The organism is Streptomyces lincolnensis (assembly GCF_021173675.1).
In the GTDB taxonomy this organism is placed as follows: Bacteria; Actinomycetota; Actinomycetes; order Streptomycetales; family Streptomycetaceae; genus Streptomyces; species Streptomyces lincolnensis_B.
Genome location: NZ_JAIHON010000007.1, coordinates 1 through 19,026, shown reverse-complemented (window position 1 = coordinate 19,026; position 19,026 = coordinate 1). Strand labels below are relative to the sequence as shown.

The 19,026-nt window shown below is 72.3% G+C and carries 14 protein-coding genes and 1 pseudogene; 10 read left to right on the top strand and 5 right to left on the bottom strand.

All coding sequences use genetic code 11. From position 1 onward, the window contains the following. Positions 1-81: 81 nt before the first annotated feature. Positions 82-2,685 (bottom strand): ATP-binding protein, encoded by a 2,604-nt coding sequence (locus K4B79_RS21020; RefSeq protein ID WP_232028375.1) that lies wholly within the window; start codon positions 2,683-2,685, stop codon positions 82-84. A gap of 243 nt (positions 2,686-2,928) precedes the next feature. Here K4B79_RS21020 and K4B79_RS21015 point away from each other — a divergent pair, with 243 nt between their 5' ends. Continuing rightward, a complete protein-coding gene (locus tag K4B79_RS21015) occupies positions 2,929-5,730 on the top strand; it encodes a beta-L-arabinofuranosidase domain-containing protein (protein WP_232028374.1) in 2,802 nt (933 codons plus the stop codon). 223 nt (positions 5,731-5,953) lie between these two features. Beyond that, the gene (locus K4B79_RS21010; protein ID WP_232028373.1) at positions 5,954-7,000 is read left to right on the top strand and encodes a PucR family transcriptional regulator; all 1,047 of its coding nucleotides are present in this window, start codon (positions 5,954-5,956) and stop codon (positions 6,998-7,000) included. 54 nt (positions 7,001-7,054) lie between these two features. Here the strand turns inward: K4B79_RS21010 and K4B79_RS21005 are convergent, their stop codons facing one another. Beyond that, on the bottom strand, positions 7,055-7,867 hold the full coding sequence (locus K4B79_RS21005) for a LysR family substrate-binding domain-containing protein (protein WP_232028372.1): 813 nt from the start codon (positions 7,865-7,867) through the stop codon (positions 7,055-7,057). Between the two features lie 58 nt (positions 7,868-7,925). Between K4B79_RS21005 and K4B79_RS21000 the strand changes: the two genes are divergently transcribed. Together K4B79_RS21000 and K4B79_RS20995 are read left to right on the top strand one after the other, a co-directional pair. Continuing rightward, positions 7,926-8,306 (top strand): DUF5997 family protein, encoded by a 381-nt coding sequence (locus K4B79_RS21000; protein WP_232028371.1) that lies wholly within the window; start codon positions 7,926-7,928, stop codon positions 8,304-8,306. A 54-nt stretch (positions 8,307-8,360) separates the two neighbouring features. Beyond that, positions 8,361-10,532, top strand: a complete 2,172-nt coding sequence (locus K4B79_RS20995) for a hypothetical protein (RefSeq protein ID WP_232028370.1) — start codon at positions 8,361-8,363, stop codon at positions 10,530-10,532. A gap of 132 nt (positions 10,533-10,664) precedes the next feature. On the opposite strand, the gene K4B79_RS20990 is transcribed toward K4B79_RS20995, so the two are convergent. Continuing rightward, complete coding sequence (locus tag K4B79_RS20990; protein WP_232028369.1) at positions 10,665-11,537, bottom strand: fructosamine kinase family protein; 873 nt, start codon at positions 11,535-11,537, stop codon at positions 10,665-10,667. Beyond that, positions 11,534-12,454: a phosphotransferase family protein gene (locus K4B79_RS20985; RefSeq protein ID WP_232028368.1), complete on the bottom strand. Its 921-nt coding sequence runs from the start codon at positions 12,452-12,454 to the stop codon at positions 11,534-11,536. The genes K4B79_RS20990 and K4B79_RS20985 overlap by 4 nt, the downstream gene beginning before the upstream one ends. A 204-nt stretch (positions 12,455-12,658) precedes the next feature. Between K4B79_RS20985 and K4B79_RS20980 the strand changes: the two genes are divergently transcribed. From K4B79_RS20980 to K4B79_RS20955, 6 genes are all read left to right on the top strand, one after another. Further along, positions 12,659-13,993, top strand: coding sequence for a sugar ABC transporter substrate-binding protein (locus K4B79_RS20980; protein ID WP_232028367.1), 1,335 nt, complete (start codon positions 12,659-12,661; stop codon positions 13,991-13,993). Beyond that, positions 13,990-14,925, top strand: coding sequence for a carbohydrate ABC transporter permease (locus K4B79_RS20975; protein WP_232028366.1), 936 nt, complete (start codon positions 13,990-13,992; stop codon positions 14,923-14,925). Before K4B79_RS20980 ends, K4B79_RS20975 begins: the two co-directional genes overlap by 4 nt. Continuing rightward, positions 14,922-15,866 (top strand): carbohydrate ABC transporter permease, encoded by a 945-nt coding sequence (locus K4B79_RS20970; protein ID WP_232028365.1) that lies wholly within the window; start codon positions 14,922-14,924, stop codon positions 15,864-15,866. The genes K4B79_RS20975 and K4B79_RS20970 overlap by 4 nt, the downstream gene beginning before the upstream one ends. Before the next feature lie 45 nt (positions 15,867-15,911). Beyond that, positions 15,912-16,820 carry a 5-dehydro-4-deoxyglucarate dehydratase gene (locus K4B79_RS20965; RefSeq protein WP_232028364.1) on the top strand — a complete coding sequence of 303 codons (909 nt, stop codon included), beginning with the start codon at positions 15,912-15,914 and terminating at the stop codon, positions 16,818-16,820. Beyond that, positions 16,817-18,067 (top strand): glucarate dehydratase family protein, encoded by a 1,251-nt coding sequence (locus K4B79_RS20960; RefSeq protein ID WP_232028363.1) that lies wholly within the window; start codon positions 16,817-16,819, stop codon positions 18,065-18,067. The genes K4B79_RS20965 and K4B79_RS20960 overlap by 4 nt, the downstream gene beginning before the upstream one ends. Before the next feature lie 152 nt (positions 18,068-18,219). Continuing rightward, positions 18,220-18,879, top strand: coding sequence for a DUF4389 domain-containing protein (locus tag K4B79_RS20955; RefSeq protein WP_232028362.1), 660 nt, complete (start codon positions 18,220-18,222; stop codon positions 18,877-18,879). A gap of 20 nt (positions 18,880-18,899) precedes the next feature. Here the strand turns inward: K4B79_RS20955 and K4B79_RS20950 are convergent. After that, positions 18,900-19,026 (bottom strand): annotated as a pseudogene (locus K4B79_RS20950) (esterase); the annotation flags it as partial.

Genomic DNA, 19,026 nt, shown 5'->3' with positions numbered 1-19,026 from the left:
TCGGGCTGATTCGCCCGTTTCTAGTCCTGAAGCCGCGTGACGGCATCCGTGCCCGTCACCCAGGTCGGGCCGCTCGGCTACCTAGCTTTCGCCCCGGCCGGACAGCAGCCCCAGTTTGGCGGCCCGGCCCGCGGCGTGGCGCCGGGTGGGTGCGTCGAGCTTGTCCAGGACGGCCCGTACGTGGTTGTCGACGGTGCGGACCGACAGGACGAGCCGGGCGGCGATCTCCGCGTTGGTCAGGCCCTGGGCGAGCAGCCGGATGACCTGCAGCTGGCGTTCGGTGAGGCCGGCCGGGTTCCGGCGGGTCGCGGCGAGGGGGCCGCGCGGGACGTGGCGCACGCCCCGGGCGCGCAGTTCGGCGCGGAGCAGCCGGGCAGCCGGCTCGGCGCCGAGGGCGTCGAACGCGGCGAGGGCGGTGAGCTTGTCGGCGGAGTCCGGGCTCTCGGCGAGCGCGGCGGCGTACTCGTAGGGGCAGCCCGCCTCCTGCCAGCGCGTGGCAGCGGTCCGCCACCGGCCGCGGGCCTGCTCGGCGTACGGGTGCTCCGAGCCGTCGGCGGGCGCGGGGCCGCCGGCCTTGGCGAGCCAGTAGGCGAGTTCGTCGCGGCACGGGGAGCCGGGCAGCCCGTACGCCTGGGCGTGGACGGACGCCACGGCCTCGGCCACGGCGGTGAGGTCCCCGCGCAGCCACGCCGCTTCCGCCCGGGCGGCCGCGACGGGCCCGGTGCGCTGGAGTTCCTTCGTGCGTACGGCGATCTCCCAGGCCTCGGCGAGGAGTTCGTCGGCGCCGGGCCGACCGCATCGGATACGGACCCGAGCGAGGACGGTGAGGGCGGGGCAGCGGGCCGGTACGAAGTCGTGCATGCCGAACTCGGCGTGTTTCTCGGCCTCGTCCCAGTCACCGGCGGCGAGCCGGCGCATGGCCAGTTCGACGTGCAGGTAGGTGAGGAAGCCGAGGTGCTCGGCGCGGTCGGCCAGTTCCATCGCCGGGCGCAGGAACGTGTCGGCCTCGTCGTACCGGAGGTGGTCGAGCAGGTTCCAGATGAGGTTGGCGTAGGACCGGCAGGCGTGCTCGACCTCGCCGGCGGCGAGGGCGACGTCGAGGCTCTCCTGCACCTGGAGCCGCCCGTCGGCGTCCCCGGCACGCCAGCGGGCCGTGCCGACGTTGTTCAGGGCGTGCGACAGGATCGCCGCGTCACCCGCCTTGCGGGCCAGGGCGATGGCGCGTTCGCCGTGCTCGACGGCTTCGGCGTACCGGTCGGACAGCATGCGCAGTTGGGCGGTGTTGCTGACGGCGAGGGCCAGCAGGCGGTCGTCACCCGCGTGTTCGAGGACGGCGACGGCCTCGCGGGCGGCCTCCTCCGCCTGGTCGGCGTCGCCCGCCCACCAGTGGATCCTGGAGAGCCAGCGCAGGTCCGCGCCGAGGGCGAGGACGTCCCCCAGGGAGCGGCGCAGGGTGACGGCGTCCCGCTGGGCCGCGACGGCGGCGGCCGAGTCGGCGATGGTGTAGCTCTCCACGGCATAGCGTTCCAGCAGGTCGGCGAGGTCGGCCGGGGCGTAGCGGTGCCGTTGCCGCAGCACGAGGCGCAGTTGGGCGGCCGCCTCGCGGTGGGCTCCGGCGTCGGCGGCGTCCCGGGCCGCGTCGGGACCGTAGCGGGCGATGGCGTCCTGGTCGCCCGCCCGGGCGGCGTGGTGGACGATCCGGGCCGTGTCGGCGCCGGGCCGGGCGACCAGTGCGGCCAGGACGTTGCGGTCGAGGTCGATGCGCCGGGCGGCGGGCAGTGAGTCGGCGACGGCCTGCCGGATCAGTTCGTGCCGGAACGCCACCCGTTCCGGGTCCACGGCCAGCAGGCCCCGTTGTTCGGCCGCCGCCAGGACGGCCACTCCGTCCGTGAGCAGCGCGTCGACCAGCGGACGTTCGACCGCCGAGGGGACGACGGCGAGCTGCTCCAGCGCGTCCACGGTGGCGCCGCCCAGGCCCCGCAGTCGCGCGAGGACGGCGTCGACGACCGTCGGGGGCACTGCCCCGGTGCCGCCGGCGGCCACCACCTCGGCGACGAAGAAGGGGTTGCCCGAGGTCACCTCGTACACCTGGGCCGGGTCGAGTCCGCCGGGCATGCTCAGCGTGCGCACCGCGTCCAGCGAGAGGCGCGCCAGGGGCAGCCGGTGGACGCGGGGTGCGCGGGAGACCTGGCCGAGGAGGTGGCGCAGGGGGTGGCCGCGGCTCAACTCGTCGTCGCGGTAGGTGAGGACGAGCAGGGCGGGCAGCCGTTCCATCCGCCGGACCAGGAAGCGCAGGGCGTCGAGCGAGGCCTCGTCGGCCCAGTGGACGTCCTCCACGACGAGCACCGCCGGGTGCGGTGTCACGGCCAGCTCCTCCAGCAGGGCCTCGTGGATGCGGTGCCGGTCGCCGCCCGCCGTGACGGCCCGCGCGAGGCCGGCGCCGACCCGGCCGACGAGGTCGCGGAACGGGCCGAGGGGGCGTCGGGTGGCGAGGTCGTCGCACTGCCCGACGAGGATCCGGGACGAGTCGGGCAGCCGGTCCGGCATCGCCCGCACCAGGCTGGACTTGCCGATCCCCGCCTCCCCGAAGACGAGCGCCACGGATCCGGCCCCGTCCGTCGCCTCCCGCGCGGCCGCGGCCAGTCGCGCCAGCTCGGGCTCGCGCTCGAGGATCCCCCGGTCCACGCGGCAGATTCTGCCACCAGGCGGGCCGGGTCGGGTGGGCGTCGGAGACGAGCGGTCGGCGGGAGCGACCGGGAACCGACCCCTCCGGAACCGTTGACGCTCACCTGCCCCCTCCCTATCGTCTGGTCGATCACTCGCACGCCATTCGACATACCGAACATGCCGTTTCCCGACGTCCCGACCGTCCTCCAGACCCTTCCCAGGCCGTTCCCCGACCGTTTCGGATCCCCCGGAGGAGCACACATGGCACCGCCCCTCTCCAGACGGCACCTTCTCCAGGCCGCGGCCCTCACCGCGGTGACACCGACGTTCTCGTACGCGGTGACCGCCCGGCCCGCCGCAGCTGCGGAGGCACTGCCCGTGTGGACCGTCCAGCCCTTCTCCCTCGACGAAGTCGCCCTGGGCCAGGGCCTCTTCGCGGACAAGCGGCAGCTCATGCTCGACCACGCCCGCGGCTACGACGTCAACCGGCTGCTGCAGGTCTTCCGCGCCAACGCCGGGCTCGCCACCGGCGGCGCGGTCGCCCCGGGCGGCTGGGAGGGCCTGGACGGCGAGGCCAACGGCAACCTCCGGGGCCACTACACCGGCCACTTCCTGACCATGCTCGCCCAGGCCTACGCCGGCACCGGCGAGCAGGTGTTCGTCGACAGGACCCGCACCATCGTCGAGGCGCTCACCGAGGTGCGCGAGGCCCTCCACCACGAGCCCCGAGTGCTGAGCACCGCCGGGAGGTTCGGCACCGCCGCGGAGAACGTCCGCGGCTCCTACCAGTACGTCGACCTGCCCGCCCAGGTCCTCGGCGGAGCCGCGGCGATCACCCTGTCCGCCTGGGTGAAACCCGCGCACGACGCCGCCTGGACCCGGATCCTCGACTTCGGCGACGACACCACCCGCTATCTGTACCTGGCCGCGCGCAACGCCAACGGCGTACCCCGGTTCGCCGTCACGACCAGCGGCGCGGGCGGCGAGCAGGGCCTCGACGGCACGGCCCCGCTGCCGCTGAACCGGTGGAGCCACCTGGCGGTGACGATCGCGAACGGCACCGGAACCCTCTACGTCGACGGCGCCGCCGTCGCGCGCAACACCTCGATGACGCTCACCCCGGCGGCCCTGGGCACCCTCACCCACCACTGGCTGGGCCGCTCGGCCTACGCGGCCGACCCCGTCTTCGCGGGCGCCTACGACGAGTTCAACGTCTGGTCGCGCGCCCTGACCGCGGCCGAGATCACCGCGTTGCAGGACAGCCGGGCCGCCGACGCCGCCCCGGGCCGCGGCGACCTGGCCTCGTACGCCTTCGACGAGACGACCGGCGGAACCTTCGCGGACGCCTCGGGCCGGGGCCTGACCGCCACCCTGCGCCGCACCTGGGGCGCGCCCAGCCATCCAGGGTTCCTGGCGGCGTACCCGGAGACGCAGTTCATCGACCTGGAGTCGCGCACGAGCCCCGACTACACCAAGGTGTGGGCGCCCTACTACACGGCGCACAAGATCCTCAGAGGGCTGCTGGACGCGTACAGCGCGACCGGTGACGAGCGGGCGCTCGATCTCGCGTCCGGGATGTGCGACTGGATGTACTCCCGGCTGTCGCGGCTGCCCGACGCCACGCTCCAGCGCATGTGGGGCATCTTCTCCAGCGGCGAGTTCGGCGGCATCGTCGAGGCGATCTGCGATCTGCACGCGCTGTCCGGGAAGGCCGAACACCTCGCGCTGGCCCGCCTGTTCGACCTCGACAGGCTCATCGACGCGTGCGCGGCGAACACCGACATCCTCGACGGGCTGCACGCCAACCAGCACATCCCGATCTTCACCGGACTGGTCCGGCTGTACGACGCGACCGGCGAGGAGCGCTACCTGACCGCCGCGAAGAACTTCTGGGGCATGGTCGTGCCGGGCCGCATGTACGGCATCGGCGGCACCAGCACGGGCGAGTTCTGGAAGGCGTCCGGGGTCGTGGCGGGCACGATCGGCACGACGACCGCCGAGACCTGCTGCGCGTACAACATGCTGAAGCTGAGCCGGATGCTGTTCTTCCACGAGCAGGCGCCGAAGTACATGGACTACTACGAGCGGGCCCTGTACAACCAGGTGCTCGGCTCCAAGCAGGACAAGGCGGACTCGGAGAAGCCGCTCGTCACGTACTTCATCGGACTGACGCCCGGTCATGTCCGGGACTACACGCCCAAGCAGGGCACCACCTGCTGCGAGGGCACCGGCATGGAGAGCGCCACCAAGTACCAGGACTCGGTGTACTTCAAGCAGGCCGACGGCAGCGCCCTGTACGTCAATCTCTACAGTCCCTCGCGGCTGACCTGGGCGGAGAAGGGCGTGACGGTCACCCAGAGGACCGACTACCCGAGGGAGCAGGGCAGCACGCTGACCGTCGGTGGCGGCAGCGCCGCCTTCGAACTGCGGCTGCGCGTGCCGTCCTGGGCGGACGCCGGCTTCCGCGTGACGGTCAACGGCCTTGCCGTGCCCGGCACTCCGCGTCCCGGCAGCTACTTCGCGGTCTCCCGCACCTGGCGCTCCGGCGACACCGTACGCGTCGACCTGCCCTTCCGGCTGCGCGTGGAGAAGGCGCTCGACGACCCCTCGCTGCAGACCCTGTTCCACGGCCCGGTCAACCTGGTCGCCCGCAACTCCGCGACGGACCACCTGCGGTTCGGCCTGTACCGCAACGCCGGGCTCTCCGGGAACCTGCTGCCCACCCTGACCCCGGTGTCCGGCAAGCCGCTCCACTTCACCCTGGACGGAACGGAGTTCGCCCCGTTCTTCGAGGGCACCGAGGATCCCACGCACGCCTACTTCCGGCGCTCCGAGCCCCGGGTGGTCTTCGGTACGACCGACTCGGGTGTGGCCAACCCCGCCAGGGCCGACGGCACCACGCTGCTGGACGAGATCTGGGCCGGGGCGCCGTTCGGGAGCAAGGGCGCGCTGGTCACGCGGGTGCGGGCCACCGTCGACGCGTGGGTGTCCGCCGGACTGCTCACCCGGGCCGACGGCGACAAGGTGGTGAGCACGGCACAGCGGGCGAGCTACGCGCCCTGACCCGCGCCGCGCGAAGTGCAGGACCCCGGTGCCGTACCCCCGTTCGCCCGGCACCGGGAGTCCTGCGGCTCCCCACGGCCATGGTGCCCGCTCCGGTCACCGCGGCGCATTGCCGCTTTCCGGCAAGGTTGACTACGCTCCCGGTGCCGGGATCACGTCAACAAGGCGTCAAGGGCGCGTCAGGAACAGTGGGCCGGGGACTGGGGGGTCAGTGGATGAGCCGGTGACGGTCGAACGGTATCTGGACGGGTACGCCGAGTTGCTGGCCGAGGTCTCCGCCACCGGACGCCGCCCGACGCGCGCCGAGCTGGAGGCGCGCCGCGCGCTCGGGGAGCGGGCCGCCGACGACGGGCTCAGCCTGCGCACCCTCGTCCGGCACCATCTGGAGGCCACCCGAGCGGCGTGGCCCGGCGCCCCCGGCGCGGCGGACAGCGTCCTGGCCGCGGTGACCGTGGCCGTCGACGCCTTCGCGGAAGGCTACGAGCGGGCCCAGCGGATGGCGGTGCGCCAGGAGGAGGCGGCCCGCCGCGAGTTCATCGACGACCTGCTCTACGGCCGCAGCGACCTGGGGCGCCTGGCCGAACGCGCCGAGCGGTTCGGCCTCCTGCTGTCCCGCGCGCACGCGGTCGCGGTGGCCCGGGGGCCCGAGGCGTACGACGACACCGCGCCCGTCATCCGTCAGGTGGAGGCCGCGCTCAACGCCCGCTTCGGGGACCGCAGCGTCCTGCTCGCCACGAAGAACGGGCTGCTGATCTGTGTGGCTCCCGGTGACCAGGAGGAAGTCCTGACGTTCTTCGCGAAGCAGGCCCACGCGGCGACGGACGGCAGCCGGGTCGCCGTGGGCCGCCCCCAGCCCGGTCCGGGCGGCGTGGTGCAGTCCTATGAGGAGGCCCTGAGCGCGCTCGACCTCGCGGACCGTCTGGGCCTGGACGAGCCGGTGGTGCGCACCGCCGACCTGCTCGTCTATCCCGTCCTCACCCGGGACCGGCAGGCGATGGCCGACCTGGTCCTCAGCGCGCTGGGGCCGCTGCGGGGCGCCCGGGGCGGCGCCGAGCCGCTGCTGCGGACGCTGGAGGTGTACTTCGAGTCCGGGTGCACGGCCGCCGAGGCCGCCCGCCGTCTGACGCTCAGCGTGCGGGCGCTCACCTACCGGCTGGACCGCATCCACCAGCTTACCGGCGCCGACCCGGCCGATCCGACCCACCGGTACACGCTCCAGACGGCGGTGATCGGGGCCCGGCTGTTGGGGTGGCCGACGCAGGAGCTCTGAGCGAGGGGGCCGCTTGCCGGGGTACGGCAAGTGCGCGGACACCTCGAAGCAGGGTTAGGAGCGGCGGCGGGGCTTGCCGCGCCGAGCGTTCTTGGCGGCTCCGGCGCCACCGGCGCGACCGGAGCGCGCGCCGCCGCCGGACCGGCCTCCGCCGCTCTTGGTGCCCTGGCCGGCCGACCTGCCGGTGGCCGGCTTGCGTCCGCCGGCCCCGCTCTTCGGCTCGGACCGCTTGCCGTCCGAGCCGGCCGCCGGCTGGGTGCGGCCCCGGGTGCTGTTGACCGTACGGCCGCGGACGATGCCGATGAGGTCCTCGACGAGGTCGGTGGTGGCGTCCTCGGGCCAGGACAGGGCGATCTCGGATCGGGGGGCGTCCACGAGAGGCCGGTAGGTGAGGTCCCGGCGGTGGTGGAGGCGGGCCAGCGACTGGGGGACGACGAGGACGCCGATGCCGGCGGCCACGAGTTCGACGGCGTCCTCGGTGGTGGCGGGACGCTCGAAGGCGGGCTCCCCCGGCGGCCGCTCCCAGCCGATGACGTCGTCGAGGGGGTGCAGCACGACCTCCTCGGCGAGATCCGCGCACGCCACCTCGTCCACCGCCGTCACCAGGTGGTCCTTGGGGACCACGACGACCGTCGTCTCGGTGTAGAGGGGGATCGCGCTGAAGACCGTACGGTCGACGGGCAGCCGCACGAAGGCCGCGTCCGCGTCCCCGCGCCGCAGCACCTCGGACGCCTCGGCGGCCGGTACGGCGACCAGCTCCAGGGGGGTGTCCGGCAGGCGCTCCTGCCAGATCCGCACCCACTTGCCGGGGGTCACTCCAGGAACGTACGCGAGCCGGAACGAAGGGGATGCTGCCGAGCCTGTCACCTCGCCAGGCTACCCGGCGTGGTCGGAGGTCCCGCACACGGCCGATAGGCTGGACACCATGAAGTCGCAGCAGACCACCCAGACGATGAAGCCCGCGACCGCGGCCAAGAAGCTGGGTGTATACCTTCCCGCCACCCCGCAGGAGTTCCAGGAGGGCGTGGTCACCCGCGCCGAGCTGAACGAGTTCCAGGCGAACCCGCCCGCGTGGCTTCAGGAACTGCGACGCAACGGCCCGCACCCCCGCCCGGTGGTCGCGGCCAGGCTCGGCGTCTCCATCGCGGGGCTGGCCCGCGGCGGGGTGACGGACCCGCTCACCACGGAGCAGATCGAGGCGCTCAGGCAGGAGCGGCCCGAGTGGCTGGAGAAGGAGCGCGCCACCCAGGCCGAGGTCCGCAAGGAGGCCGCGCGCATCAAGGAGAAGCAGGCTCAGGAGGGCTGACGGCCTCCCGAAACTCCGGTGCGCCGGATCGAACACCTCTGCGACCATTCCGGCATGGTCCACCGTCTCGAATCCCTGGTCGTCCGGCATGCCCTGCGGCTGCCCCTGCCCGCGGCCCCCGCCGGCGAGGGCGACGTCGCGGCGCGACAGTTCGACGCCGCGCTGATGTCCGTCGGCTTCAAGCTGTCGGCGGACGCGCTCAAGCGGCTGTCGGGGCTGTCCGAGGACACGGTCGTCGACACCGCCGTGCGCACGCTGGCCACCGTCCGCGAGATGGTCGGCGACCATGTGCGGCACAACGTCTACTTCATCGACTTCCCGGCGAACGTCCCGGACACGTTCGAGTTCTGGATGCGGTGCGTGACCGAGGCGCTGGAGGACCGCACGGCCCGCCCCGGCGTCCTCGCCCAGCTCCGCACCGGCGTGATCAACCTGCTCACGCTGCCGTCGTACGGCCACTACCGGCACACCTACGACGAGATGCTCGCCGCGCACGACGAGCTGACCGCCGCGGTGGGCGACCGGCTGACCGTCCTGCACCTGGGCGGGACCCTGGAGGACGAGGTCACCGCCCTGTATCTGGCGCTGGCCGGCAGCACCACGCCGCTCGGCGACGAGCACCTGGCCGACCTCCGGGTGCTCGCCGAGCACTGCGCGGACGGCCCGCAGCCGGAGACGTTCCCGGTGCGGGAGAACCGTGCCGTCGTCAACGCGGCCCGGCTGAAGGCGTGTTCGGGTCCGCTCCTGGACACCGTCACCGATGTGCTGCGGCTGGCCTGCGTCCTGTCGGGCGGGGACGTGTCCCTTCAGGAGGCCACCCGGTTCCGGGCACTGTCGCGGCCGGTCCGCCGGGCCCTGCTCGCGGGGCTGGACTCGGTCGTCGCGGCGGCCCCGGCCAAGGTGGCCGACGTCCTCGCGCACCGGGAGGCCTTCAAGCGGCTCGGTGAGCGTCTGCACCCGCACGAGTACCCGCAGTGGCCGCACGCGGCCGAGGTGTTCGCCGTCGCCCGGGGCGAGAAGAAGGCGTACACCTTCGAGGGCCGGGTCGAGGCGCTGCTCGGCGCGGACGACGTCACCGGGGCCGCGGAACTGCTCACGTCCGCGCCCGGCAGGCTGTTCCGCGCGCTGGACCGGCTGCTGCGCACCGCCGCCACGCAGGACGAGCGGGACGCCGTGGTCGCCGCCGTCGAGCGGGTCGCCCCGGACGTCTCCGGGCGGGTCGTGCTGTCGGTGCGCGAGTATCTGCACAACCGGGCCGCGGAGGCGGGCCGCAAGCGGGTGTTCATCAACCGTGCCGGCCGCGCGCATGTCGCCGACGACACGCGGGCGGCCGTGCCGGAGGCGGACCGCAAGCGTCTGATCGCCGCGCTCGACGCGGAGATCGGCCGTCGGCTCCCCTCCCCGGAGCGGCTGGTGGTCGACCCGGATGTCCTCGCCGTGGCCCTCCCGCTCAGCGGGCGGGCGACCTCTGCCGGGCTCGGGGTGCTGCCCCGCGGTTCCGTCTCGCCGGTCGACGGGGAACTGCTGCGGTTCTTCGTGTACTGGAAGCAGGCGCAGCGGGTCACCGACTACGACCTGTCGGCGCTGCTGCTGGACGCGAGGTACGAGACGGTGTCGTGGCTGTCGTACACCAATCTCCGCGAGGTGGAGGGCGAGCACTCCGGCGACATCACCGACGCCCCCGACGGCGCCTCGGAGTTCATCGATCTGCGGCTCGGGGCGGTGCGGGGCACCTACATCGTGCCGCAGGTCAACATCTACTCCGGGGAGAGGTTCGAGGAGGCGGAGGAGTCGTTCTTCGGGTTCATGCTGCGTGAGGCCGAGCAGAAGGGGCGGCCCTTCGAGGCGCGCACCGTGCGCATGAAGTCGGAGCTGCGGGGTCCTGGCCGGGTGGCGCTGCCGCTGGCGTTCCGGCGTGCGCGGGACGGGAGTTGGCACGCCAAGTGGCTGCACCTCTATCTGAAGGGGCAGCCGGCGTACAACCGCGTCGAGGGCAACCAGGTGTCGGTGGCGACGCTGCTGCGCTCCATCGTCGAGCGCGAGCAGCTGACGGTCGGCCATCTGACCGCGCTGATGGCGAACGGCGGTACGGAGGTGGTGACTTGGGACGCCGCGTCGGTGCCGGACGGGCCCGTGACCTACATCGGTCTGGAGCGCCCCGAGGGGCTGCACCCGGACTCGGTGGTCATCACCCCGGAAAATCTGCGCGACCTGATCCCCGAGTAACTGTTAGCGTGTGTCGTGGCGAGGCCATGAAGGGGCTTCCTTCTCACCGGTTCATGACCGGGCCTCTTAAGCTCCAGCCCCTTCGCTTTCCTCGCCCTCGACACGCGCACGGGCGGCCCCGGATCGGTGCACTCACCGTTCCAGGGCCGCCTTCGCCGTACTGAGCGCCTGCTGCGCGTACCCCCGCCCGAACAGCACCGCGTGCACCAGGAGCGGGAAGAGCTGGTGCAGCCCGACGCGGTCCGCCCAGCCGTCGGCGAGCGGGGCCGCCCGGTGGTAGCCCTCCAGCACCTGGTCGAGGTGGGGGCAGCCGAAGAGGTGGAGCATCGCGAGGTCGGTCTCGCGGTGGCCGCCGTGGGCGGCGGGGTCGATCAGCCACACCTGGTCCGGACCCCACAGGACGTTGCCGTTCCACAGGTCCCCGTGCAGCCGGGCCGGGGGCTCCGCCGGTCCCGCCAGGTCCGGGAGCCGTTCGCAGACCCGCTCGAACACGGTGGCCTCGGCGGCGCGGAGGGTGCCGGCGTCGACGGCGAGGCGCACATAGGGCAGGACCCTGTGCTCGGCGTACCAGGAGGGCCAGTCGGTGCCCGGTACGTTCCGCATGGGGGCGCGGCCGATGTACGCGCCGCGCAGGCCGCCCGGTGGTGGGGCGCCGAACGCGGGAGCGCCGGCGGCGTGCAGGGCGGCGAGGTCCCGGCCGAACCGGAGGGCCGCGTCGGCGCTCGGCCGTCCGGACGGAACCCGGTCGATGACCAGCCGGTGCCCGTCGTCGCCGTGGACGGTGGGCACGGCGACCGCTCCGGCGGCGGTCAGCCAGCGCAGCCCCGCCGCCTCGGCCCGTGCCGCGCCGGGGCCGTCGCCCCGTTTGACCACGACCGGGCGCCCGTCGTCGAGCGTGACCTCGGTGAGCGTCCCGGCCAGCGGGCGGACGGCCCGCGCCTGCCGTCCGGTGAGCCGCGCCGCCACGGCACCGGGCTCCTCGGTCCCTCCCCTGTGGTCCGTCATGCCGCACCGAACCATGCCTCGGCGAGGGCCGTGAGGGTTCCCTCGGCGGGGGCGCCGAGCTCGCGCAGGTACCGGGGGAGGTTGCTGTACACGTGCAGCAGTGTGTACGCGAGCAGCTCGGCCGGCGCGAAGGCCTGGCCGTAGGACGCCGTGAGGCGGGTCATCAGGTGCGGGTCGCCGCGGGTGACGAACAGGCCGACGCCGACGAAGTCGTAGGCGCGGTGTCCGATCATGGCGGGTTCGAAGTCGAACAGGCCGGTCAGGCGGGGGCCGTCCGGGGCGACGAGGAGATGCTGCCGCATGACCTCGGTGTGCAGCAGGCAGGGGGCCGGGTCGCGCGGCAGGGGCACCGAGGCGAGGAAGTCGGGGATCTGTTCCAGCCACGCGGCGGGCAGTCCGTGGCCGCGCTGCTGCTCGACGGCGACCGCGCGGCGGCGGTCCAGGAAGGCGCCCCAGTCCCCGGGCCCGAGGTCGGCGAGCGGGCCGGGGGCCACGGCGTGCAGGACGGCGAGGGCCTCTCCTACGTCGGCGGCGAGCCGTTCGTGGTCGGGCCTGGAGAGGCGGTTCCAGGCGTGGGCGAGGTTCTCGCCCGGCAGCCGGGACATCAGGACGTAGCGCCAGCCGTTCTCGTAGACGCCGGCGTCGTGCACCCGCGGTGTGGGGACGGGCAGCCGTCCGTGCAGGTGGGAGAGGACCCGGGCCTCGGTGCGGCCGTCCTCCGCCGCCGCCTTGGGGAACAGCTTGAGGACGAGGGCGTCGCCCACGGCGTAGACCGGCTGCGAGCCGTCCGCGAAGCGGGTCAGCGGTGCTCCCGCCAGGCCGAGGCGTGCGCAGAGGTCCCGTGCCCCCGCCCGCATGACCGTCTCGTCGGGGACGATCGCGTCCCATTCCTCGTCCGTCTCGACCACAGGCAGCATGACCGGGACGGTAGGCGGCCGTCCCGGACCGCGCCACCGCGTTTTCCCCTGCCGCCCCTCGGCGCCCTGTGGCCGTCTCCCGGCTCCGGTGTGACACCGGTGAAACCTTCCAGCCATGTATTGACATACGGCCGAAACCATCCGTAGCTTGGCCGATCATTTAGATTCGTGAAGCGAGTTCACGGATATGAACGGAGAGTGCCCATGGGCGATCGCCGACGACACCGACGGCTGGCTGCCGCGGTCACCGTCGCGGGGTTGGTGTTCGGAACGGCCGCCTGTGGCTCGGGTTCCGACAGCGCCGACAGCGGCGACCCGAACACCCTGGAGGTGTGGACCCGGAGCAATCCGGACGCCGCGGCCACCTACGACCGCGTGTTCGCCGCCTTCACCAAGAAGACCGGGATCAGGATCGACTATCAGCCGGTCATCAACTTCGACCAGCAGCTCCAGAGCCGGGCCTCCACCAAGGACCTGCCGGACGTCATGATCAACGACACGGCGCTGATGGGCAGCTACCAGAGCCAGGGTCTGCTCAAGCCGATCGATCCCGCCTCGATCGCGGGCGGCGGCCAGATCACCGACAAGTCCTGGTCCTCCACCGTGGGCATCGACGGCAAGCACTACGGCGTCCCGTACTCCCGCCAGGCCCAGACCCTGATGATCCGCACGGACTGGCTGAAGAAGCTCGGTCTGAAGGCGCCCACGACCTGGCAGGAGATGCTCTCCGTCGCCAAGGCCTTCGCCACCAGGGACCCGGACGGCGACGGCAAGGCCGACACCTACGGCATCGTCGCGCCCGGCAGCGCCCAGAACGGCTACGCCGCCTGGTGGGGCGCGAGCTTCCTGTGGCAGGGCGGCGCGCGGATCATCGAGCCGGCCGGCCGGGGCACGTACCGCCCGGCCATGGACTCGGCGGCCGCGGTGAACACCGTGACCTGGATGAAGGACAACCTCTTCTGCGGCGCGAAGAGCGTCCTCCAGCCCGGCGCGATCACCGCCGTCACCGCGACGGCCACCAACTTCCAGGACGGCAACGCCGGGATGTACATGACCGGCCCGTACAACATCACCACCTTCGACGCCACGCTCGGCAAGGACAAGTACGAGGTCGTCCCGGCGCCCGCGGGCCCGGCCGGCGGCGACGTCCTGGCCGACGGCGAGAACGTCTACCTCGGCGCCAAGACCGGCAAGGACAAGCAGGAACTGGCGCTCGCCTCGTTCCTGGTCTCGCCCGAGGGCCAGAAGATCGCCATGACCAGCGTCGACGGCCACCAGCCCGTCGTCCGCATCCCCGTGAACTCCACGCTGGACGCGGCGAAGGTCCGTGGCGACGCCCGCTGGAGCGTCGTACAGAAGGCCTACGAGGACGCCTCCCAGCAGTTCCCGAACGCCCCGGACTTCGCCCCGATCAAGCAGGACACCGCCGACAGCCTCAACGCGATCTTCACGTACTGCGGCGGCGACGTCCGCTCCCAGCTGAGGGAGCTCAACGACACCCTCGCCGGCGACCTCAAGGACCAGGACCTGCTGAAATGACCGCTACCCTCCCCGCCCCCGCGGCGCGCAGAGGCCTCGACGAGAAGGCCGCCGGCAAGAAGACCTTCGACAAGAGGGCCGTCGTCCCCTGGCTGTTCCTCGCCCCGGGCCTGCTGCTCGCCCTGGTCTTCAAGTTCTGGCCGATGGCCAAGGGCGTCTGGCTGAGCTTCTTCGACGTACGGCCCTTCCTCGGCGACCGGTGGATCGGCCTCGACAACTACACGAGGGTCCTGAGCGACCACCGCTTCCAGGACGCCATCGGGCACACCCTGATCCTGGGCATCGGCCAGTCGGTCGGCGCGATCCTGCTCGGGTTCGCCCTCGCGCTGCTCCTGGAGGGCCAGGCCCACTCGCTGAAGATCCTGCGGACCGCCGTCTTCCTGCCCGCCGTCACCGCCACCGCGGTCGTCGGCGAGCTGTGGCGGCTGATGTACTACCCGACCTCCGACGGCCTCCTCAACAGCGGCCTGCACCTGTTCGGGCTCGGCCCGGTCCAGTTCCTCGACAACCCGAACATCGCGCTGTACTCGACGATGGCCATGGGCATCTGGATCTGGGCCCCGTACAACATGGTGATCCTCCTCGCCGGTCTCGCGGGCGTGGACCGCTCGCTGTACGAGGCGGCGGCGATGGACGGTGTCTCGCTGTGGCAGCGGCTTCGCCACGTGACGCTCCCCGCGATCCGCCCGGCGCTCATGATCGTGCTCACGCTCGCCACGATCCGCGGACTGCGCGTGTTCACCGAGGTCTACGTCCTGACCGGCGGCGGCCCCGCCGGGTCCACCGACGTCTGGATGACCCGCGCCTACACCCTGGGCTTCACCCGCAACGACATCGGCGGCGCCTCGGCCGCCTCGGTGGTCCTGCTCTGCGTGACGCTGCTGCTCACCGTCATGGTCAACTACCTCCGCAAGAGGGGAGAAGCGCGATGAGCGCCCCCGTCATCGACCCCGTCCGGCCCGCGGCACCCGGTGCCCCGACCCGCCGGAGCGGCAAGGCGCAGCGGACCACCCCGGCCCGCTTCGACACCGCTCTCGGCTGGAACGACAAGCCCGGTGTCGCCTGGACCCTGCGCGTCCTGCTCTGTCTGATCGCCCTCGCCGTCTTCGCGGCGCCGTTCCTGACGATCTTCTCGGGCGCCTTCACCACCAACCCGAGCGGATCCTCGCTGTCGTTCCTGCCGCACGAGAGCACGCTGTCCAACTTCACGGTGGCCGGCGAGCGCGGCATCTGGGACTACCTCGGCAACTCACTGGTCATCGCGGGCGGCGGACTGCTGCTCCAGCTCGTGGTGTGCACGCTCGCCGCGTACGCGCTGGCCCGGCACCGGTTCCGCGGACAGGCCCTGATCATGCTGCTGTTCATGATGACGCTGATGCTGCCCGAGGAGGTCATCGCGATCCCCCTGTCGCTGGTCCTCGGTGATGTGCCGGTGGTGCACCTGGACCTCAAGGGCACGGTCTGGGGCGTCATCCTGCCGCTGGGCGCCTGGGGCTTCTCGGTGATGATGCTGACCGAGTTCATGCGGGACATCCCCGCCGAGATCGAGGAGGCGGCCCGGCTCGACGGCGTCGGCGAGCTGAGGATGCTGTGGCAGATCATCCTGCCGCTGTGCAGGCCCGCGCTCGGCGTGGCCGGTGTGCTCGGCTTCATCATGATCTGGGACCAGTACCTGCTGCCCCTGATCGCCGCCAAGGACCCCACCGACTACACGGTCACCGTCGCCCTGTCCATCCTGCGCACCGACCCCGAGGTCGGCTCCGGGGTGGTGCTGGCCGGTGCGGTCATCGCCCTCGTCCCCAGCCTGATCGTCTATCTGCTCCTGCAACGCTCGCTGGTCACCGGCATCGCCGCCGGCGCCACCAAGGGCTGACGCAGTGTCAAGCGCCACCCCCCACACCGTAGTTACGAGGGAGACATGAAGTTCCACGGAGTGCTGTTCTTTCCGGTCACGCCGTTCGCCGCGGACGGCTCACTGGACGAGGAACGGCTCGCCCAGCACATCGACAACGGTGTCGCGGCCGGCGCGGGCGGTGTGTTCGTGGCCTGCGGCACCGGTGAGTTCCACGCCCTGACCTCGGACGAGATCGAGCGAGCCACCCGGATCGCGGTCGAGACGACCGCGGGCCGGGTGCCCGTCCTGGCCGCCGCGGGCGGTCCCACCCCCGTCGCCCGCGACCAGGCCGTCCGTGTCGAGCGGGCCGGTGCGGACGGCATCCTGCTGCTGCCGCCCTATCTGGTGACCGCACCGCAGGAGGGTCTGGTGCGGTACGTCGAGGACGTCACCGCCGCCACCGAACTGCCCGTCGTCTTCTACCAGCGCGGCACCGCCCGCCTCACCGAGGCCACGGCCGCCCGGCTCGCCGCGCTGCCGAACGTCGTCGGCCTCAAGGACGGTCTCGGGGACGTGGAGCGGATGCACCGCATCGTCCGGGCGGTGCGTGCCGTACCCGGCGGGCAGGACTTCCAGTTCTTCAACGGCCTGCCCACCGCCGAGATGACCGCGCCCGCCTACCGCGGCATCGGCGTCGGCCTGTACTCCTCCGCGGTGTTCGCCTTCGCCCCGGAGATCGCCCAGGCCTTCCACCGGGCGCTCACCGAGGACGACGAGGCCCTGGTGAACACCCTCCTCGACGAGTTCTACGCCCCGCTCGTCGCCCTCCGCGACGAGGTGCCCGGTTACGCGGTCGCCCTGGTCAAGGCCGGTGTGACGCTCCGCGGCCTGGACGTCGGCGGGGTCCGGGCGCCGCTGCTCGACCCGACGCCGGAGCACCTCGCCCGGCTCGCGAAACTCATCGACCACGGCCTGGAGGTGGTCGCCGCATGAACCCCACCACGATCAAGGAACTGATCGTCACCCCGATCGCCTTCCGCGACCCGCCGCTGCTCAACTCCAACGGCGTCCACGAACCTCTCGCGCTGCGCGTGATCCTCCAACTCGTCCTGGAGGACGGCACGGTGGGTCTGGGCGAGTCCCCCGGCGGCGTCGCCCGCCTGGAGCGACTTCAGGCCGCCGCCGAGGTGGTCGTCGGCATGGACGTCTTCGACACCACTGCCCTCTCGGCCGCAATCGACGCCGCCCTGCTGCCCACGGTGCCTTCGAGTCACGAGCGCGGCTGGACCACCTCCGCCGTCGAGGTGGCCTGCCTGGACGCGCAGGGCAAGCTGCTCGGGCGTCCGGTCAGCGACCTGCTCGGCGGCACGGTCCGCGACACGGTGCCCTTCGCCGCGTACCTCTTCTACAAGTGGGCCGAGCACCCCGCCCTCGACGGCCGCGCGGCCGTGGGCGACGACTGGGGCGAGGCGCTGGACCCGGCCGGCATCGTCGCGCAGGCCCGGCTGATGCAGGAGCGGTACGGCTTCAGCTCGTTCAAGCTCAAGGGCGGTGTCTTCCCACCGGACGAGGAGATCGCCGCGATCAAGGCGCTGGCGGAGGCGTTCCCCGGGCAGCCGCTGCGGCTCGACCCCAACACGGCCTGGACGGTGGAGACCTCGAAGTACGTCGCCCGTGAACTGGACGGAGTCCTGGAGTATCTGGAGGACCCGACCAAGGGCATCGAGGGCATGGCGGAGGTGGCGAAGGACGCGCCGATGCCGCTCGGGACCAACATGTGCGTGATCGCCTGGGAGCACCTCAAGCCCGGCATCGAGCAGGACGCGATCCAGGTGCTGCTCACCGACCACCACTACTGGGGCGGGCTGCGCCGTACCCGTGAACTGGCCGCCGTCTGCGAGGCGTTCGGGATCGCGCTGTCCATGCACTCCAACTCGCACCTGGGCATCAGCCTCGCCGCGATGACCCATGTGGCCGCGGCCATCCCCAACCTCGACCACTCCTGCGACACGCACTACCCGTGGAACTCGGCCGACGACGTGATCGTCCCCGGTGTCCTGGAGCTGCGCGACGGCGCGGTCAAGGTCCCCACCGGTCCCGGCCTCGGCGTCGAACTCGACCACGACGCCCTGGAGCGGCTGCACCGGCTGTACCTGGACTCCGGGATGCGCGCCCGCGACGACACCGGCTACATGCGGCGGATTCAGCCCGACTACGAACTCAGGCTGCCCCGCTGGTAACAACTCCCCCATCGGACAAGGCGCCCGGCGACCCCGGGCGCCTTGTCCGTTTTCAGCCCTGGGAGCGGTACCACTCACGGCCGACACTGGGATTCAGCCATCCCCCACCGGAGCCACGGCCACCGCTCACTCGGCCGGAAAGGACCGGAGACATGACCACGGAAACCATCAGCACGCCCGCGCCACCCGCACCGCATCCGGCACAGCTGACGGCACGTCTGGATTCCGGGCTGTCCCGCTGGCTGTGGCTGGTGAAGTGGCTGCTCGCCCTCCCGCACCACATCGTGCTGGCCCTGCTGTGGATCGCCTTCATGCTGGTCGGCTTGGTGGCCTTCTTCTCGATCCTCTTCACGGGCCGCTATCCGCGCCCCCTGTTCGACTTCACCGCGGGGGTGCTGCGCTGGGACTGGCGGGTGTCCTACTACGCGTACGGCGCTCTCGGCACCGACCGCTATCCGCCGTTCAGCCTGGCCGACTCCCCCGACTACCCAGCCCGTTGGGACGTGGCGTATCCGGAGCGGCTGTCCCGGGGGCTCGTGCTGGTGAAGTGGTGGCTTCTGGCCATCCCGCACTATCTGGTCCTGGGCCTCGTGGGCGGCGGCATCCGCGCCCTCATCGGCCTGCTGAGCCTGTACGCGGGCATCGCCCTGGCCGTGACCGGACGCTATCCGCCCGGCATCTTCGACCTGGTGGTCGGCCTGAACCGCTGGGTGTTGCGGGTGTTCGCCTACGTGGCCCTGCTCACCGACGAGTATCCACCGTTCCGCCTGGACCAGGGCGGCTCGGAACCACCGGCGGCCACTCCCCGGTGAGCCGGAGGACACCCCGCGCGTCAGGCGGGGTGGAGGGCGGTGTGCAGGGTGGTGACGGCCTGGGTGATGGCGGCCTGGGCGGCGTGGGTTTCGCGCAGGGCGTTGAGCATGACGAAGTCGTGGATGATGCCCTGGTAGCGCACCGCG

Excerpts from the sequence above, each read along its gene's own strand:
- K4B79_RS20990 (WP_232028369.1), bottom strand. The coding sequence starts at position 11,537 with ATGACGGACCACAGGGGAGGGACCGAGGAGCCCGGTGCCGTGGCGGCG.
- K4B79_RS20960 (WP_232028363.1), top strand. The coding sequence starts at position 16,817 with ATGAACCCCACCACGATCAAGGAACTGATCGTCACCCCGATCGCCTTC.
- K4B79_RS20995 (WP_232028370.1), top strand. The coding sequence starts at position 8,361 with ATGGTCCACCGTCTCGAATCCCTGGTCGTCCGGCATGCCCTGCGGCTG.
- K4B79_RS20955 (WP_232028362.1), top strand. The coding sequence starts at position 18,220 with ATGACCACGGAAACCATCAGCACGCCCGCGCCACCCGCACCGCATCCG.
- K4B79_RS21015 (WP_232028374.1), top strand. The coding sequence starts at position 2,929 with ATGGCACCGCCCCTCTCCAGACGGCACCTTCTCCAGGCCGCGGCCCTC.
- K4B79_RS20985 (WP_232028368.1), bottom strand. The coding sequence starts at position 12,454 with ATGCTGCCTGTGGTCGAGACGGACGAGGAATGGGACGCGATCGTCCCC.
- K4B79_RS21000 (WP_232028371.1), top strand. The coding sequence starts at position 7,926 with ATGAAGTCGCAGCAGACCACCCAGACGATGAAGCCCGCGACCGCGGCC.
- K4B79_RS20975 (WP_232028366.1), top strand. The coding sequence starts at position 13,990 with ATGACCGCTACCCTCCCCGCCCCCGCGGCGCGCAGAGGCCTCGACGAG.
- K4B79_RS20965 (WP_232028364.1), top strand. The coding sequence starts at position 15,912 with ATGAAGTTCCACGGAGTGCTGTTCTTTCCGGTCACGCCGTTCGCCGCG.
- K4B79_RS20980 (WP_232028367.1), top strand. The coding sequence starts at position 12,659 with ATGGGCGATCGCCGACGACACCGACGGCTGGCTGCCGCGGTCACCGTC.
- K4B79_RS20970 (WP_232028365.1), top strand. The coding sequence starts at position 14,922 with ATGAGCGCCCCCGTCATCGACCCCGTCCGGCCCGCGGCACCCGGTGCC.